Raw genomic sequence first — 18,139 nt, 5'->3', positions numbered from 1 at the left:
ACCACCGCCGGAGCAAACCCATTCGCACTCTGCCGCCATATCCCAGCCTTCGACATTTTCTGAAATGGTGTGAAGAAACAGGGCAGTTCAGGCGCATCGCCGAACTGGTTTCCGTGCGCCATCAAATGACCGCTGTCCACCGCGCCGTGTTAGAGGCCAACGGGCCGGTGTTGCAATTCGACACACCGACGGGCGTGCCCTCGGGGCAGTGCGACATACCGGTTGTGGTCAACCTGTTCGGCACGTCGGAACGCGTCGCCGCCGGACTGGGCGTTTCTTCCGATGGGCTGGATGATCTGGGTGCGTTTCTGGCCGCGCTTCGGGCCCCGACGCCGCCGGGCGGGTTGCGGGACGCGCTGTCCCGGTGGCCGATGCTGAAGGCCGCATTGTCCACGCGGCCGAAGCAGGTCAAAACCGCCGCTGTTCAGCAGGTTTGCCACTGCGAAACCGATGTTGATCTTTCTGGGCTGCCGATCCAGACACACTGGCCCCGGGACGCGGGGCCCCTGATCACCTGGCCTGTGGTCATCACCCGGCCCCGTAGCAGCGAACCCGACGCGGCACAGACCTACAATGCCGGCGTCTATCGCGTTCAGGTGCTGGACCGGAACCGTCTGATCATGCGCTGGCTGCCACATCGCGGCGGGGCCGCTCATCATCGCAGTTGGGCGCAGCACGGCGAAAAGACGCCGGTCGCAATTGTTCTTGGCGCGAACCCCGCGACCTTGTTGTCGGCGGCTCTGCCCCTGCCCGAAATGGTGTCTGAACTGACATTTGCCGGGGCCCTGAACCAGAACCGGCCACGGTTGGTTCCGGCCAAGTCCGTCCCTCTGCTCGTACCGGCAGATGCCGAGATTGTCCTGGAAGGCTGGGTGTCGCCAAGCGAGACAGCACCCGAAGGCCCGTTCGGGGATCACACCGGGTACTACAACCCCGCCGAGCCGTTTCCGGTGATGCATGTCACGGCCGTGACCCATCGCGAGGCGCCGCTGTACCTGTCGACCTATACCGGACGCCCGCCTGACGAGCCTGCCATCATTGGCGAAGTGTTCAATCGTCTGGCCTTGCCGACCATTCGTGCTCAGATCCCCGAAATACACGACCTTTGGCTGCCGCCTGCCGCCTGTTCCTATCGCATCGCCATCGTCGCCATCGACAAGCGATATCCGGGCCAGGCCCGGCGTGTGATGATGGCGCTTTGGGGGATGCTGCCGCAATTCAGCTATACGAAGATGATCGTTGCGGTAGACGCCGATATCGACCCCCGAAACTGGGACGATATCGCCTGGGCGCTTGCCACGCGAATGGACCCGGGCCGTGATGTGATGATCCTGGACAGGACACCCATGGATTATCTTGATTTCGCCTCGCCGGAACCTGGTCTGGCCGGAAAGCTGGGCATCGACGCCACGACGAAAACAGGCAGTGAAACAGGGCGGGAATGGGGGACGGTCATGCGCACCGAAAAGGTTGATCACGCATTTGCGGAAGACCTGATAGACAGATTGATGCCAGAGCTGAGAACATGACGAAAACCCGAGTAGTCTTAGGCGTGTCAGGCGCCTCCGGTGCGGTTTTGAGCCTTGCGGTCGCACGGCATCTGACATCGGCGGATATCGAAATCGACCTTGTCGTCAGTCCAGCCGCCCGTCTGACGCTTGCGCAGGAATGCGGCCCGGATGCCCTGAAGGAACTGCGGCAGTCGGCAACCCGTCATCACGCGCCCGCCGATATCGGGGCCAGTATTGCGTCCGGTTCGGTACCGGTATCCGGGATGATCGTCGCGCCCTGTTCCATGCGCTCACTGGGTGCGATCGCGCATGGCCTGGACGACAACCTGTTGACACGCGCGGCCGGCGTTCAGCTCAAGGAACGACGCCCACTGGTACTGCTGGCACGAGAAGCGCCGCTGACACTGGCGCATTTGCGCAATATGACGGCGGCCGCAGAAATGGGAGCCATCATCCTGCCCCCCGTGCCTGCCTTCTATTTGAACCCCGTCAACATAACCGAAATCGCGGATCAGATCGCAGCGCGCGCGGTTGATTGTCTGAAGGTTTGCGCACCGGCCGCGAAACAGTGGCATCCCGAAACCGAGGCGGACCCTGTCGAACGGCCCGAAAGCAAATTGCACATCCCATAGCCACAGATCGCGGATGAGATCTGTGGCCACGGGACGAGCTTGATCGGGCGGGCCGGTTGTTTCAGCCGCGCAGCCTGCCGCCCAGAGGATCGAACGGCGCCTCTGCCAGCACCCGAGCCTTATGCGGTTTGCCAATCACCTGGATCACCACTTCATCCCCCGGCTGCGCCACCTCGGGGTTGCGGAAACCCAATGCCAGAGATTTCCCGACTGAATACCCGTACGCCCCCGATGTGACACGGCCGACAGGCACACCATCAGGTGTAAAGATCGGCTCACTGCCGGTGGCGTCGGCATCCTCGGTCACGTCCAGTTCAAAGATGGACAGGACCTCGCGCGGAGCTTTGTCCTTGATGGACAGATAGGCGTCTTTGTGCAGGAAATCCTTGTCCAGCTTGATCAGACCCGTCAGCCCGACCTCTTGCGGCCAGTATTCCTGGGAATATTCCCGCCCCCAGGATCCATAACCCTTTTCGATGCGCAGCGACCCAAGCGCTCGCCCGCCCACGGGGCCGCCACCGCAGTCTTTGGCGGCTTCAAGCAACGCAGAGTAAAGCGCGACCTGATCGGTTTCGGCGCAGTGCAGTTCCCAACCCAGATCGCCGGTAAAGCTGACCCGGATGGCCACGCAATCAACACCTGCAACGGTGATCTTCCGGGACCGCATGAAGCGGAATCCTTCGTTGGAAAGGTCAGCATTGGTCAGGCGCGCCAGAGCCTCGCGAGATTTCGGGCCGGCGAAGTTGAACCCCGCAACGCGGTCCGTTGCGACTTCAAAAGCTGTGCCCTCGGGCAATTCCACCATTTGAAAGAAGCGCTGATGATAGCGTTCGGCCATGCCGGAGCCGATCATCATGTATTCGTCTTCGGCCAGCTTGGTGATGGTAAAGTCACCCGCCACGCCGCCGCGCACCGAGATCAGCGGCGTCAGGCAGCTGCGCCCAATTTCGGTCGGCACGCGATTGGCCACCAGTCGGTCCAACCAGTCATAGGCACCAGGCCCCTTGATCACGTAATTGGCGAAGTTCGAGATATCGATCACGCCCACGCTGTCGCGCAGCATCTGAACCTCGCGCCCGACCGGATCAAACCAGTTCTGGCGGGTGAAGCCAGTGGTCTCTTCGGTGCCGGGTTCATCGGCAAACCAAAGCGGGTGTTCCCAACCACAGTTGAGACCAAAGACACAGCCCATCTGTTTCTGCATCTCGAAGGCAGGGCGCACACGGGCCGGGCGGCCTGCACTGCGTTCTTCATTCGGGAAGTGGATTTTGAACCGATGGGTGTATGCGTCTTCGACCCGGGCCTTGGTGAACTTTTTGTCGGCCCAGTCGCCAAAGCGGGCGAGATCCCAGGCGAACATGTCATATTGCGGCTCACCCTCGATCATCCATTGCGCCGCCAACAGCCCCAGCCCGCCGGATTGCGAGAAGCCGGGGATCAGACCGCCGCAGAGGAAATAGTTCTTCAGTTCGGGCACCGGCCCCCACAGCATGTTGGCATCGGGCGACCAGATCATCGGGCCGTTGATTACCCGTTTCACCCCGGCTGTGGCGGCAACGGGCACGCGTTCGGTGGCGCGGATCACGTTTTCCATGATCCGGTCCAGATCGTCGGGAAACAGATCATGCGCAAAGTCGAGCGGCGTGCCGTCTTCGGCCCAGAACTTCATGTCTTTCTCATAGGCCCCGATCAGCAGGCCGTTGCCCTCTTGTCGGAAGTAATACTCGCCGTCCCGGTCGGCGATTGACGGCAGACGGCGGCCCAGACTGGCCACTTCGTCGATGCTTTCGGTCACGAAATACTGATGTTCGGTCGGTTGCAGCGGCAGGGTCAAGCCTGCCAGCGCCGCCACCTCGCGCCCCCAGAGGCCCGCGGCGTTGACCACCCATTGGGCATGAATGTCACCCTTGGGCGTACGAACGATCCAACTGCCATCGGGTTGCTGTTCCGTGGCGATCACCGGGCAGAACCGTTCGATGGTGGCCCCCATCGCGCGGGCCCCGGCGGCATAGGCATGCGGTACGCCGGACGGGTCCACATTGCCGCCATCAGGTTCGTACATGATGCAGCGGATGTCATCGAACTGCGCCAGCGGGTGCAGCTCTTTGGCATCTTCCCGGCTGACCTCGTGGAAATTCAGCCCATAAAACCGGGCTTTCGCCTCTTGCAGACGCAACTGTTGCTCGCGCTCTTCGGTCTGGGCCAGATAGAGCGATCCGGGCTGGAACACCCCGCAGCTTTGGCCGGTTTCCTTCTCCAGCTCTTTGTACAGGTTCATCGTATAGTGCTGGATGCGGGTGATGTTGTTGTTGTCATGCAGACCGTGGATGTTGGCCGCCGCGTGCCAGGTCGACCCGCTGGTCAACTCGTCGCGTTCCAGCAGTATCGAGTCCGTCCAGCCGAGTTTGGCAAGGTGATACAGGATCGACGTACCGGCAAGGCCGCCGCCGATGACAACAGCTTGTGCATGGGTTTTCATGAGGGAATGTCCTTGGATATGGCGCGGCTCAGGCGGCGATTTCTTTCATGACGGCAAGGAATTTGGCGACTTCGCCGATCGAGTTGTAGTGACACATCGAGACCCGCACACAGGCGTCATAGCCCAGCGGTGTCAGGATATTGCCGGAATAGTGATCCGCCTTACGCAGATGCGTGCGGATACCGTGTTCGTTCAGCCGTTTGACGACCTCGGACGAGGCCACGCCTTCGACACGCAGCGATACCAGACCTTCTCGTGCCGGGTTGTCAGCCCCGCCCAGAATGGTGACTTTTTCCATCTCGGCCAAACCGCTCAGGTTGCCGGTGCCGTGGATCATCGCATCGGTCAGCGCCTTTTCCTGCACATGGATCGCATCACCCGCCGCCAGAAACTTGCCGCGCCGGTCTTCGGCATCGCTGACCTGACTGCCCAGCCATTCGAAATAGGATACGACGTCGGACATCGTGGCATAAGCTCCGGTGTCGCGGGTGCCCATTTCCCAATTGTCCGCGGGACCATCCAGCAAGGCGTTGTGCTCCAGCGCGGTCAAGCGATCAGAGATCCACGCCACGCCGTAGCCATGACGCGAAAACACCTTGTAGGGCGAAATCACATAACCATCGACGTCATAAGCGGTCAGATCGATCCGGCCATGCGCCGCGTGCTGAATGCCATCGACGATGATGAAACAATCCGGAGCCACGGCGCGGATGGCCTGAGAGACGGCAGCGACGTCAACGCCCATTCCCGTCACCGGCGAGGTATGCAGGATCGTCGCCACTTTGGTATCCGGTGTCACGGCCGCGGCATAGGCTTCGGCCGAGACGGTACCGGTTGCGTCATCATGGGGCACCAAAACGTGGGTTTGTCCGGAAATGCGGGCCCAACGATCACAGGCCGATCGCGTCGCCGGGTGTTCCAATGTGGATCCCAGCACAACGCCCGGACCCGTTCCCAGACAGGCGTTCATGATCAGCCGGAACAACAGCTCTGTACCGCTTTCACCGACAAAGAACTGCCCGCCGGGTGCGTTCATGAAATCCCGCATATCCGCCTTGGCCGCGTTGATCGTGGCGACCAGCGCATGGGATCCCGGATTGTCGCGCCCCTGGTTGTCCGGGATGGCGGCGTAACGAACCGAGCTTTCCAACACCGAATTCAATGTCAGTGCGCCTCCGGCATTCTCGAAAAAGATCCGCTCACCCTGTTCGGGGCAATGATCGATCTGGGCAAAGCGGCTGCGGATTTGGTTCAGCAGGCTCTCTGATATTTGGCTCATGGTCAGTGGTTCTTGTTTCGTTGTGTGTGCAAAAGCTGTGCTTTGCCGACCCTAGGACGGTTCTTGCCGCAAGACATGCAAAAAAAACTGTGGCAAAGCGGTAGAATATTCTGTGCAAGTCGCGCGAGTGCCAGCCCAAAGCTTGTCATGCCGGATACCGCCCGCCGCCGGGCCGGGGACCCCGTGCCTGCGGCGGCGGATGGCATATCTTCTTGATTTCCGAGCCATCTGTGGCTGGTCGACTACTCGGGCAGGTACTTTTCCGACCAGCTTTCGGCGGCGGATCCAGCAGAGATCATCGCGTCGATATCCTCATCTGCATAACCGACGCTTCGCAGAATGCTGCGTGTATCCGCACCGTATTTCGGCATCGGTCCGGGAATGACGATCCGGGCGCGTTCGGGTCGCACGGCGTTTGGGGCAACCAGATCGCACCACCGGCCCATGGGATGCATGTCGTGCCGAATGACGCTGAACGTTCCCCGCGTCAGGTCGATATTCCCGGCACTTTCCGGCTGCAACACGGCGTCGCGCGTGTCATGCAACGATCCCAGAGGCATGACGGTGCTGGAAGAACCGGAAAACGCCTTTTGCCAGTATTCAACAGGTTGCCTTGCAAAATGATCCGCAAGCGCATCCGGCAATTCCTTCTCCGGGATGTCGGCCATACTGGCGAGGTCCGAGACACGGCGCAGGGCTTCGCGTTGTTCGGCGGGTGCGGCAAAGAACATCCACCCGTCCGCCGCGCGGTAGCAATGGTAGAATGGTCCCCAGCCCATAGCTGCGCGCCCGGCTGGTTCGTCAAAGGGCGCGCGGCCTTCGAAATCATACATCAACTGCGCCTGAATGAGGTTGCCGGCCGCCGCCAACGCAGCCCGCGCAATCCCGCCTTTTCCGGTTTTCTGCAATCTCAGCAGGGCCGCGCCAAGCGCAACACATGCGCAATAGCCGGTCAGAACGTCAATCGTACCGAAATGCGCATGCTCTTCGGGCGTGGCCATGCCACCGCCAAAACGCACCATGACCCCGGTCGCCGCCTGCGCCAGGTCGTCATACCCCAGATGGTCCGATTTGGGTCCGCGCGCAGGACCGCCAAAGGCATCGAGTTGCACCAGTATGAGGCGGGGGTTGATCGCCGCCAGCTCTTCCTCGCTCAACCCCAGGGCATCGCGCTGCTCATCCGTGCCGTTCATGGTGATGACATCCGAGGAGTCGATGAGCCGTCGCAACGCCTGCTTCCCGCCATCCGAGCTCAGGTTCAGCAAAACGCTTTGTTTTCCACGATGTGCGTGCAAGCCGAAAACCACGGTGTTCCACGGATCGACTGATGGCTCGGCCGGCTGAACGGAAGTCACCTGAGCGCCAAATCGCGCCAGCGTGGACCCGATCGTCGGACCGGCGATCACGTTGGTCAGGTCCAGCACCTTCAGCCCCTCCAGCCAGCCTTGGCCGCTTGCGGCTGGCGGTCCGCTGCGCGGCGGTTCGGCAAGGATCGTTGAAACGGGTGCGTCATCGGGATCGGGGCCCGGTTTTTTGACCAGCGCAGCGCCATCATCCGCAAGCCACGCAACATTTCCCATCTGCGTCATCTTCCCATGACGCGGGTCTTCGACCTCCAACACCAGACCCGAGGCCAAAGCGTGCGGATCGGCCAGCCATTCCTTGCTGAACCGTTGCGCCGTTCCGGGCGCCTTGGCAGACCCGAAAAGGGCTTCCCACTCATGAGAGGGCCTTGTCAGAAAGGCCTTTTTCATCGCCTCGGACACACGCGTGCGATCCCTTGCTCCGACGGGGTAGTTGCGCAGCGACCATTCATCCGGCCAGTCTGCGGTATCGAGATAGGCGTCGAAGTCCGGCAATTGATCGGCAAGGTCTTTGAGGCCCAGCGTCTCCAACACCCGCCGGGGATGTGTTTTCACACTGCCCGCCACCACATAGAACCCGCGCCCGTCGGCGCAGGTATAAGTTCGATAGAAAGGGTCCAGGAACTCTTCCAGTTCCGCAAAGCTCAGATCCGTTGGCAAGCCTTCGGCTGCGCGCCTGTCAAGTTCCACTTCGCGAGGGGACTTGTAGCGTTCGGGATAGTCCTCAATCTGCTCACAGTTATACACCAACCCTTCCAGCAAAGCCGAAGCCACAGGCACCTCGATGTGATCGCCTCCGTTTCGGTCACGTGCAGCCAAAGCGAACTGCACGGCCATCGCGCCGAATGAAGCGCCATAGGCGGATGCCAGCGTCAAAGGTGAAAAGGATGGGTTGATGCCCATCAGGCGCCGGTTCAGCCCCATATCCGTGAATTGCCCGGTACGGGCCGCGATCACGGCTTCCCACGCCGGAAGATCGGCCAGCGCGGGATCATTTGAGGCAAACCCCGGCAATGACAATGACACGATGCGCGGATTTATGTCGCGCAGAGCTTTCGGACCGAGGCCCAGCCTCTCCATCACGCCGGGCCGGAAGTTCTCGATCACCACGTCAGCCCGCGCCACAAATTCGCGCGCGACCTGCAAACCCCCTTCGGATTTGAGGTCGATCGTCACGGCGGTTTTGCCGCGTGACAGCATGTCTGTGGCCGGTTCTTTCAATCGCGGGCCACCGGGCGGGTCGATGCGGATCACCTCTGCCCCCAAATCAGCAAGCATCATGCCAACCAGTGGACCAGCCAGGTACTGGCCAAAATCGAGGACACGAATATGATCGAGCGGCCTTGCAGTCATTCGTTGTGACCCTCCCGGGGTGTTTGGTGTGTTTGTTGCGAAGCCGCTTGCTGGCAAGAGGTCACAACGCCCTTCTCGGAACAGGCGGAGTTTTCAGGCTTGGGACATAACGCGATCAATGCAACACCTGCCCTTGTTCAACACGCGACAAGGCGGCCACGACCAAGCTTCACAGCCTTCTCCGGCGACCGCTGGGCGTACCATGCAGCCGAGCTATGCCAAGAAGTTGTTCGATTTGACCAAGCCATGTCGCAAACGAGAAACATCGCTCAAAATTCCGCGTGTGACGCATACTTGGAAGCGCTCCGAGGCCCGGATGGAAGCGGATCAGTCGCCTTGAAAGATCACCGGACTGTTGCGCCCGGCAGTCAGAAAACAAGTTATTGGAATCGCTTAAGAACGTGGAGCTTCCCAAGTGTCGGGCGCCACAAGACAAAAGGTCACGGCGCAATCGGCCAAGGGCCACGTTGGCACGTGGCAGGACCTGTCGCGACACATGGCCGGCAATTGCGCTTCCGATAAAATATCTCATTTTCCGCCAATATGACGGCCACATACATCAATTCGTCAAATTGACACCTATGAATTGTCGAGGCTGCGCGTCACGCTTGGAGCAGGATGGGAAACAGCGGAGATCTTTATGTCCTGGAATGTGTGCGTTGTCGGCGCTGGAAAGATCGGACAGATGATTGCAACCTTGTTGAAAGGGTCGCCGAATTACTCTGTGACAGTCGCTGATCACGATCTAAAAGCGCTTGGTGATATCTCGAAGATGGGCATTGGAACCAGACAGATCGATGCCAATGACGCGGACGGGCTAGCCCAGGAACTGACAGGTTTCGACGCAGTCATCTCGGCAGCTCCGTTCTTCTTGACCCCTTCGATCGCCAAAGCGTCCAAAGCGGCGGGGGCGCATTATTTCGACCTGACCGAAGATGTTGCGGCCACGAATGCGGTACGTGAACTGGCCGGGGACAGCGCAACTGCGTTTATGCCGCAATGCGGTCTGGCGCCAGGTTTTGTCGGCATCGCCGGAGCTTCGCTGGCGGCGGAGTTTGACGAGATTGACAGCCTGCACATGCGGGTGGGGGCATTGCCGCTTTATCCGACCAACGCGCTGAAATACAACCTGACCTGGTCCACCGACGGGTTGATCAACGAATATTGCAACCCATGCGATGCCATCGTGAACGGCAAGCTGGTCAAGACCGCGCCGTTGGAGAACTACGAGATTCTGGGCCATGACGGCGTGGAATACGAATGCTTCAATACCTCGGGCGGTCTGGGCACGTTGCCGGAAACGCTGGAAGGCAAGGCGCGGGATGTGTCCTATCGCTCGATCCGCTATCCGGGTCATTGCGATATCCTGAAGCTGCTTTTGAACGATCTGGGGCTGGAACGCCGCCGCGACCTGCTGAAAGAGATATTCGAGGCCGCCCTGCCCCGCACCGATCAGGACGTGGTGCTGGTTTACTGTACGGCAAAGGGCACGATTGACGGTGTGCTGCGCGAAAAGTCCCTGATCAACAAATCCTTTGCCCGCACCATCAATGGACAGGTCTGGAGCGCCATTCAGGTCACGACCGCTGCAGGCGTGCTGGGGGTGGTCGATCTGATGCGGATCGGAGCGCTGCCCTCGAAAGGCTTTGTCCGGCAGGAACAGGTCAAGCTGGACGATTTCCTCAACACTGAATTTGGCCAGCTGTATCGCGCTGGTGACGTCACCGAACAGAACAAGGCGGCCTGAGATATGAAAGACATCGTAATGACAGCCCAAACCACGCTTGCAAACCTGGATCTGACCGAGGCCCAACTGAAAGGCGGCACGCTCAAGGTCACGTCGCCGATTGACGGAAGCCTGCTGGCCGAAGTGCACGAGACGCCGATCTCGGACATGGACGCCATCTTTTTCCGTGCCAAGGCTGCGTTCAGGGAATGGCGCGTGGTCCCCGCCCCGCGCCGGGGTGAACTGATCCGCCTGTTGGGTGAAGAGCTGCGCGCGGCCAAGGATGATCTGGGTGCACTGGTCAGCTGGGAAGCAGGCAAGATCACCTCGGAAGGTCTGGGCGAAGTGCAAGAGATGATCGACATCTGTGACTTTGCCGTCGGCCTGTCGCGTCAGCTTTATGGTCTGACCATCGCGTCCGAACGTCCCGGCCACCGGATGATGGAAACCTGGCACCCTGCCGGCCCGGTTGGTGTGATTTCCGCGTTCAATTTCCCGGTCGCGGTTTGGTCGTGGAACGCTGCTTTGGCCATCGTATGCGGTGATCCGGTGATCTGGAAACCGTCCGAAAAAACCCCGCTGACGGCGCTGGCCTGTCAAAAGATCTTCGAACGCGCCCTGGCCCGGTTTGGCGATGCGCCGGATGGTCTGCTGCAAACGCTTATCGGTGGCGCAGATCTGGGAGAAAGACTGGTGGCCAATGAAGATGTTCCGGTGATCTCGGCCACAGGTTCGACCCGCATGGGCCGTGCTGTCGCTCCCATCGTCGCACAGCGCTTTGGCAAGTGCATTCTGGAACTGGGTGGCAACAACGCAATGATCGTCGGCCCTTCGGCTGATTTGGAGATGGCTGTGCGCGCGATTGTCTTTTCGGCAGTTGGCACCGCCGGTCAACGCTGCACCACGCTGCGTCGCCTGATCGTGCACAACTCGATCCGCGAAGAACTGGTGAGCCGTCTGAAAAAGGCCTATTCGGGTCTGCCCATTGGCAATCCTCTGACGGACGGCACGTTGGTTGGGCCGCTTGTGGACGAAGCGGCGGGCGCGGCGATGACCGCCGCCTTGAAAGCTGCCAAAGCGGAAGGCGGTTCGGTGTTCGGCGGCAACCGCGTTACCGAAGGCGTTCCGGCAGGCGTATACATGGAACCTGCGATTGTCGAAATGCCGGGTCAGACCGCGACCGTGAAAACCGAAACCTTTGCGCCGATCCTATACGTCATGGGCTATGACGATTTCGACGACGCGGTAGAGCTTCAGAATGACGTACCGCAAGGCCTTTCATCCTGCGTGTTTACCCTGAACATGCGCGAGGCCGAGCAGTTCCTGTCCGCAGCCGGATCCGATTGCGGTATTGCCAACGTCAATATCGGGCCCTCAGGGGCAGAGATCGGTGGCGCCTTTGGCGGAGAGAAGGAAACCGGCGGCGGGCGCGAAAGCGGTTCGGACGCGTGGAAAGCCTATATGCGCCGACAGACCAACACCGTGAATTACTCGGCCGAACTTCCACTGGCCCAGGGCGTCAAATTCGACATCTGAGTGTCGCTGGATAGTTGTCGGGCAAAAACTTGAAAAGCCCGCAAAAACACCACCCGGGACGACCAGTCCCGGGTGTTTGTTTTTACCTATATGTAGAAGCCGAGTTCAGGCTGCGGGTTTCGATGTAGACGCTGCGGCGGTCATTTCGATGCAGATGGGTTGTCGTGAATGTCGCCAGGGCGGCGGCAACGCGCGTATCGTTTCCATGATGGCGATCCGACGCGTTTCGGCAGGAGGCCATCCGTGACTTCGAGCAACCTCATAGATCGGGGAATGTCCCTGTTCGATGCGCGTGCGCCATTCACCTCAAACGTGACCGATGTGCTAGAACCGAATCGCAATGGGCGCCTGAAGGCGGAAATGGACGGCGATCTGGTGGTTCTTGACGAAAACCTTGCTGTACGGCATGTGATGGCCGGGGGGGGGAGCAGCATGTCCGCGAAGGCCAAATAGCCCGACGTGGCATGCATGAACAGTTCAAAGCGTCCGCGCGGTCCCCGGTGACTGCCCGCTTCAGCACCGGAAGGTAGTTAACACATGTGCCCTGCACCCATTGATGCAGAGACCCCACGCGGGTTCATTATCCCGATCGGGGGCGGCGAAGATCGCGTCAAGGAAATGCAGATCCATCGCAAGTTCGTTGAGCTTTCCGGCGGCAGCGATGCCGACATCGTCGTGATCCCGACAGCCTCGATGCTGGAAGAAACCGGGCCCGATTATAACCGTATCTTTTCCGAACTGGGTGCGGGCAAAGTAGAGTTCCTGCCTATCTCGCGCAGGGCGGATTGCGACAACCCCGAGTATGTCGAGATGCTTGATCGAGCGACCGGAGTTTTCATGACAGGTGGAAACCAGTTGCGCCTGTCAGCGATTCTTGGGGGAACTCTGGTCGCCCAAAAAATACGCCGACGGAATGCAGCCGGTGTTCCGGTTGCCGGAACTTCGGCGGGTGCTTCGATCATGTCTGAACACATGGTTGCCGGTGGCAGCAGCAACTCGGCCCCGGCGGAAGGCAACATTACACTTGCACCAGGTATGGGCCTGACCAATGCCGTCATCATCGATCAGCATTTCACCCAGCGTAATCGTCTGGGTCGCCTGCTAACGGCTTCATCTTTCAACCCATTTTTGATTGGTTTGGGAATTGACGAAGATACGGCCGCCTTCATTGGGCCCGACAATGTCTTTGAAGTCATCGGCAGCGGCTCGGTTACTGTCGTGGATGCCAGTCAGTTGACTCATTCATCAATGTGGGATGCCCGGCGGGGCGAAGCGCTTAGCCTTCTGGGACTTCGGCTTGACGTTCTGGGTGAAGGGTGCCGTTATGACCTGACGGCTCGCCAGGCTTTTCCGCCGGATGAGCATTTGGCGTTCTGCACCTTGCCGGATTTGTCCGGGGAAGAGGCCGCCAACGGGGGGAATAAAAGCTAACCAACGGGGAGCCTCATGAAAATAATCTCGACCAATGTCTTTGTCGGCCCGAATGTCTGGGCAAGTTTCCCGGTTATACGCCACGTCATCGATCTGGGTATTCTGGAAGAGTGGCCATCGGCAAAAATTGGTTCCGAGTTTATCGACGCGTTGATCGAAGCGCTTCCTGGCCTTGCGGAGCATGGCTGTTCCTACCGCGAACCCGGAGGTTTCATCCGCCGTCTGCGTGAAGACGAAGGCACGTGGCTGGGTCACGTTCTGGAACATTGTGCTATCGAAGTTCAGAACGTAGCGGGCACTGACGTGACCTTTGGCCGGACACGCGGCACAGGTGAGCCGGGCCAGTACAACATGGTGTATGAATACCGTCAGCGCGACGTTGGGCTGGACGCAGGGAAGCTGGCAATGCGGTTGCTGATGCATCTGTTGCCTCAATCCCTGAAAGATCTGGTGGATTACGATTTCGACCCGGACTTTAACTGGGACGACGAACTGCGCAGCTTTGTTCTGCGCGCACAGCGCAAGGAGTTCGGCCCGTCGACCGGGTCGCTGGTCAAGGCGGCGCAAGAACGCGACATTCCCTGGATCAGACTCAACTCTGGCTCGCTGGTGCAATTCGGGCACGGCAAATACCAGAAACGCATTCAGGCGACGATTACATCCGAGACCAAACATATCTCGGTCGAGATTTCCTGCGATAAGGAAGATACCCACAACCTGCTGAACGATCTTGGCCTGCCGGTTCCACAGCAGCGCATGGTCTATTCCGCACGCGAAGCTGTGCGCGCTGCAGCGCGCATTGGCCATCCGGTGGTCGTCAAACCATTGAATGCCAATCATGGGCGGGGCGTTTCGATCAATTTGAATTCGGATGAAGAGGTCGAGGCTGGCTTCGCCGAAGCAAAGGAACATTCCCGAAGCCGCGCCATTCTGGTGGAGAGCTTTGTCACCGGGTTCGATCACCGGATGCTTGTGGTGAACAACAAGCTTGTTGCGGTGGCAAAACGGGTTCCAGGCCATGTGGTCGGTGATGGTACGCACACGATTGCCGAGTTGGTCGATATCGTGAACGAAGACCCGCGTCGGGGCATCGGGCATGAAAAAGTGCTGACCATGCTCGAGATCGATACTCAGGCCAGGCGCCTTATGGATGCCGCAGGCGTAACCGAAGAGACCGTCTTGCCGGACGGTGAAATTTTCTATCTGCGTTCGACGGCAAACCTTTCGACCGGCGGCACTGCGATCGACCTGACAGATGTGGTCCATCCCGACAACCGCGACATGGCGGAACGAGCCATAATGGCGGTTGGGCTGGATGTTGGCGGCGTCGATTTCCTGATCGATGACATCACCAAATCGTACAAAGATATCGGCGGTGCCATTGTCGAAGTGAACGCCGCACCCGGTTTCCGCATGCATGTGGCGCCATCCGAAGGACAACCGCGCGATGTAGCCGGCAAAGTGATCGACATGCTGTTTCCAGCCAATGAGGAAACCCGCATTCCGATCGCCGCGATCACCGGCACCAACGGCAAGACGACGACGTCCCGAATGCTGGGCCATATTATGAAGACCAGCGGCAAAACCGTTGGCATGACCTCGACCGACGGGGTCTATGTCGATGGTAAGCTGAGCGTCAAGGGTGACATGACCGGGCCAAAATCCGCGCAGATCGTCTTGCGCGACCCGATGGTTGATTTTGCCGTGATGGAAACCGCGCGCGGCGGGCTTGTGCGGTCTGGTCTGGGATACCAGCGCTCGAACGTGGCGGCATGCCTTAACGTTTCGGCCGACCATCTTGGTCTTGGCGGCATAAACACAGTCGAGGAACTGGCCGTGGTGAAACGCGTGGTGGTGGAAAGCGCGACGGATACGGCGGTTCTGAATGCTGATGACATCAATTGTCTGAAAATGGCTGACTACGCCGGGGCGGATCAGATTTTCTACGTCACGACCAATCCCGGCCACAGCCTGGTTAAGGAACATATCAAGGCGGGCGGAAAGGCCATTGTTCTGGAAAAAGGCATGAATGGAGACATGCTGACGATCTATGACAACGGGCTTCACATTCCGGTCCTGTGGTCGCATCTGATCCCCGCCGCACTGGAAGGCAAAGCGATCTTCAACGTTCAAAACGCCATGTTTGCTGCCGCCATGGCCTACAGCTTCGGGGTCGATCTGGACAACATCCGGCATGGGTTACGCACCTTCGATACCAGCTATTTCCAGGCGCCGGGGCGCATGAACGTCTATGACGAACATCCGTTCAAGGTCATTCTGGATTACGGCCACAACCCCGCCGCTCTCAACGCGATGGCCGCGTTGGCGGATCAATTGGAGATCAAAGGTCGCCGATTGTGTGTCGTTGCCATGCCCGGCGACCGGCGCGATGAAGATATCATCGACGGAGCTGCCGCGCTGGCCGGGCATTTTGACCATTTCATCTGCAAGGCCGATGACCGCCGCAGAGGCCGAGGACATGATGAAGTACCGCGGATGATGCGTCAGGCACTGATCGACAATGGCGTTGACGACGCATCCATTACGGTTATCCCGGATGAGGTCGAGGCCGTAAATGCCGGGCTGCAACAAGCGGCACCGGGGGATCTGTTGGTAATTTTCGGCGACGACACTACGCGCTGCTGGAAACAGATCATCTATTTCAGCTCTGACGGTGCAACCCCAGATGCCGAGGCTGTACCTAAGACCACGGCCGTCGACACATCCTTCGAGGACATGTTCGAAAACGATCAGAATTTGATCAGGGACGAGCGCGGTGTGCGCCTGGCGCGTGAAAACAGCGAAGACGCGGACTGAGCGAGGGCACCGGAATGGACCGGATTGAAGAGCTTGAAACCGCGCTGACCATAATAAGTGCGACCGCTGATCATATTCAGGTCGACGACGCCCGGCGTCTGACGGGGCCTGGCCTTTTGTGGAACAAACCCGGCGCGGTGATGGATGTATTTTTCACCGGAATTGATCCATCCACGGTCTCGGCCCTGTGGGAAAAAAACGCCCGGCGAGTGCTGGACGCGCTGGGATGGACGGATCAGGATTTGACCCATCGCACATTCACTGGCGGCGTAAATCTGGCGATTTCCGCACCAATGGATCAGCTGTATTCGGCGATCTTCGCGGTGCAGACGGCGTGGCACTTCTGTGCCGCGGAGTTGTTGGATGCAACTCCCGGTGACTTTGATCAAATGGTGGCCGATGTCAAAGCTGTTATGGTCAAAGAAGCCAATCCCCGCCTGATCGACCTGATCGCAGCGGCCGAGGCGCATGGCGTGGATATTCTGTGCGACGACGATGAGGTTTCAATCGGGCACGGTACAGGTAGTCAGGTCTGGCCGGTTGACGCCCTGCCCGTCCCTGATGACGTGGACTGGTCCAGCCTTCACAACATTCCAGTTGCGTTCATCACCGGCACCAATGGCAAGACCACGACGACCCGGTTGCTTGAGGCGATCGCGCGGGCTTCGGGCAAAGTTGCAGGGCTGACCTCGACCGAGTTTGTGCGGGTCGGCAACGACATTCTGGACCGAGGCGATTACTCGGGCCCGGGTGGCGGCCGGATGCTGCTGCGCGACAAGCGCCTTGAGATCGCCTGCCTTGAAGTGGCCCGCGGGGGTATTCTGCGCCGTGGCCTGCCAACTCGTGCGGCCTCGGCGGCCGCGGTCACAAATGTTGCGAATGACCATTTGGGACAGTACGGCGTCAATACCGTGCCGGAACTGGCACAGGCGAAGTTCGCCGTGCATCGCACACTTACCGATGGTGGCGTGCTGGTTCTGAACGCTGATGATGCGTATGTCCGTGCCGAGGCAAAAAACACGTCGGCAAATATCTGGTGGTTTTCCTTGGATGCACAAGCGGATCTGATCCGTGAGGCACGCGATTCCGGCAATTGCTGCGCCTATGTGCAGCAGGAAAATATCGTGTTTTTCGATGGCACTTCCGAAAAGTCGGTGATTGCCGTGTCAAACGTGCCCCTGACCATGGGCGGGGCGGCGAAATACAACACCCTGAACGCCTTGGCCGCCATGTGCCTTGCTCTGGCGCTGAACCTACCCTTTCCGGCAGTGCGAGATGGATTGGCCGGTTTCAAACCCGATGCAAAGGACAATCCGGGGCGCTGCAACGAGTTCAACTATCATGACGCCCGTGTTTTTGTAGATTTCGCACATAACCCGCACTCGATCTCTGCCGTGTGCGATGCGCTGTCAGGACTTCCGGCAAAACGTCGCTTTATCATGCTCAGCCATGCGGGCGACAGATCGGATCAGGACATTCGGGACGTCACCGCGGCGGCTTTGAAATTCCAACCTGACGTAATCGTTGCAGCCGAACTGGAAGGCTATCTGAGAGGCCGGGCGTTTGGAGAAATCCCGGACCTGATCGAAGGGACGGCCTTGAAGCACGGATACAACGCTGATCAGATCCAAAGGGCCCCATCCCCTTCTCAGGCCGCCGCCGGGATTCTGAAACAACTTGAGCAGGGCGATCTTGCCTTGTTGCTTGTCCTGTCAGAACGCGACGCAGTTCTTGAGATGCTGGGCGCTTAGGTACGACACCTATTGGCGTACCCCGGCGATCTATTGGAAAACAAACAAACCCCGCATTGGATTTGCGGCATCGAAGGAATCACGGCCACGAATGACTGTTGGCCTGATCATGGGTTTTCTATATTTGTGAGGACGTAATCCACCGTTCAATCTCGCCCGGGGAAACTGAGCGAAACCAATCGCCCGAGTTGTCAGGTCACGGTCGATCTCGGCAGGCATTCGGCGATCACTAAGCTTTGGAACACAGTCCGGGCCTGACA

At 59.4% G+C, this 18,139-nt stretch carries 11 protein-coding genes; 8 read left to right on the top strand and 3 right to left on the bottom strand.

Annotated features, from left to right (window positions below; translation table 11 throughout):
* Window positions 1-20 precede the first annotated feature (20 nt).
* Entirely contained in the window at window positions 21-1,529 is a 1,509-nt protein-coding gene (locus tag ACR0E2_RS15365; protein WP_480447021.1) for a UbiD family decarboxylase, read from the top strand.
* Complete coding sequence (locus ACR0E2_RS15360) at window positions 1,526-2,143, top strand: UbiX family flavin prenyltransferase (RefSeq protein ID WP_171229465.1); 618 nt, start codon at window positions 1,526-1,528, stop codon at window positions 2,141-2,143. Before ACR0E2_RS15365 ends, ACR0E2_RS15360 begins: the two co-directional genes overlap by 4 nt.
* A gap of 61 nt (window positions 2,144-2,204) precedes the next feature.
* On the opposite strand, the gene ACR0E2_RS15355 is transcribed toward ACR0E2_RS15360, so the two are convergent.
* The 3 genes from ACR0E2_RS15355 to ACR0E2_RS15345 form a co-directional block, all read right to left on the bottom strand.
* Window positions 2,205-4,622, bottom strand: coding sequence for a GcvT family protein (locus tag ACR0E2_RS15355; RefSeq protein WP_480447008.1), 2,418 nt, complete (start codon window positions 4,620-4,622; stop codon window positions 2,205-2,207).
* Between the two features lie 28 nt (window positions 4,623-4,650).
* A complete protein-coding gene (locus tag ACR0E2_RS15350) occupies window positions 4,651-5,901 on the bottom strand; it encodes an aminotransferase class V-fold PLP-dependent enzyme (RefSeq protein WP_480447007.1) in 1,251 nt (416 codons plus the stop codon).
* Window positions 5,902-6,143: 242 nt separating this feature from the next.
* Window positions 6,144-8,618: a CoA transferase gene (locus ACR0E2_RS15345; protein WP_480447006.1), complete on the bottom strand. Its 2,475-nt coding sequence runs from the start codon at window positions 8,616-8,618 to the stop codon at window positions 6,144-6,146.
* Window positions 8,619-9,258: 640 nt separating this feature from the next.
* Between ACR0E2_RS15345 and ACR0E2_RS15340 the strand changes: the two genes are divergently transcribed.
* The 6 genes from ACR0E2_RS15340 (at window position 9,259) to ACR0E2_RS15315 (ending at window position 17,879) form a co-directional block, all read left to right on the top strand.
* Window positions 9,259-10,365: a saccharopine dehydrogenase family protein gene (locus tag ACR0E2_RS15340; protein WP_480447005.1), complete on the top strand. Its 1,107-nt coding sequence runs from the start codon at window positions 9,259-9,261 to the stop codon at window positions 10,363-10,365.
* 18 nt (window positions 10,366-10,383) lie between these two features.
* Window positions 10,384-11,880, top strand: coding sequence for an L-piperidine-6-carboxylate dehydrogenase (gene amaB / locus ACR0E2_RS15335; protein ID WP_480447020.1), 1,497 nt, complete (start codon window positions 10,384-10,386; stop codon window positions 11,878-11,880).
* Between the two features lie 243 nt (window positions 11,881-12,123).
* The gene (locus ACR0E2_RS15330) at window positions 12,124-12,333 is read left to right on the top strand and encodes a hypothetical protein (RefSeq protein ID WP_480447004.1); all 210 of its coding nucleotides are present in this window, start codon (window positions 12,124-12,126) and stop codon (window positions 12,331-12,333) included.
* Between the two features lie 84 nt (window positions 12,334-12,417).
* Window positions 12,418-13,311, top strand: coding sequence for a cyanophycinase (locus ACR0E2_RS15325; RefSeq protein WP_152460469.1), 894 nt, complete (start codon window positions 12,418-12,420; stop codon window positions 13,309-13,311).
* Between the two features lie 15 nt (window positions 13,312-13,326).
* Entirely contained in the window at window positions 13,327-16,128 is a 2,802-nt protein-coding gene (cphA, locus tag ACR0E2_RS15320; protein ID WP_480447003.1) for a cyanophycin synthetase, read from the top strand.
* A gap of 14 nt (window positions 16,129-16,142) precedes the next feature.
* Complete coding sequence (locus tag ACR0E2_RS15315) at window positions 16,143-17,879, top strand: Mur ligase family protein (protein ID WP_480447002.1); 1,737 nt, start codon at window positions 16,143-16,145, stop codon at window positions 17,877-17,879.
* Window positions 17,880-18,139: the final 260 nt, after the last annotated feature.

The organism is Ruegeria sp. A4 (genome assembly GCF_056543025.1).
Note: the sequence above shows the minus strand (reverse complement) of the source record. Positions and strands in the feature narration are given on the sequence as shown.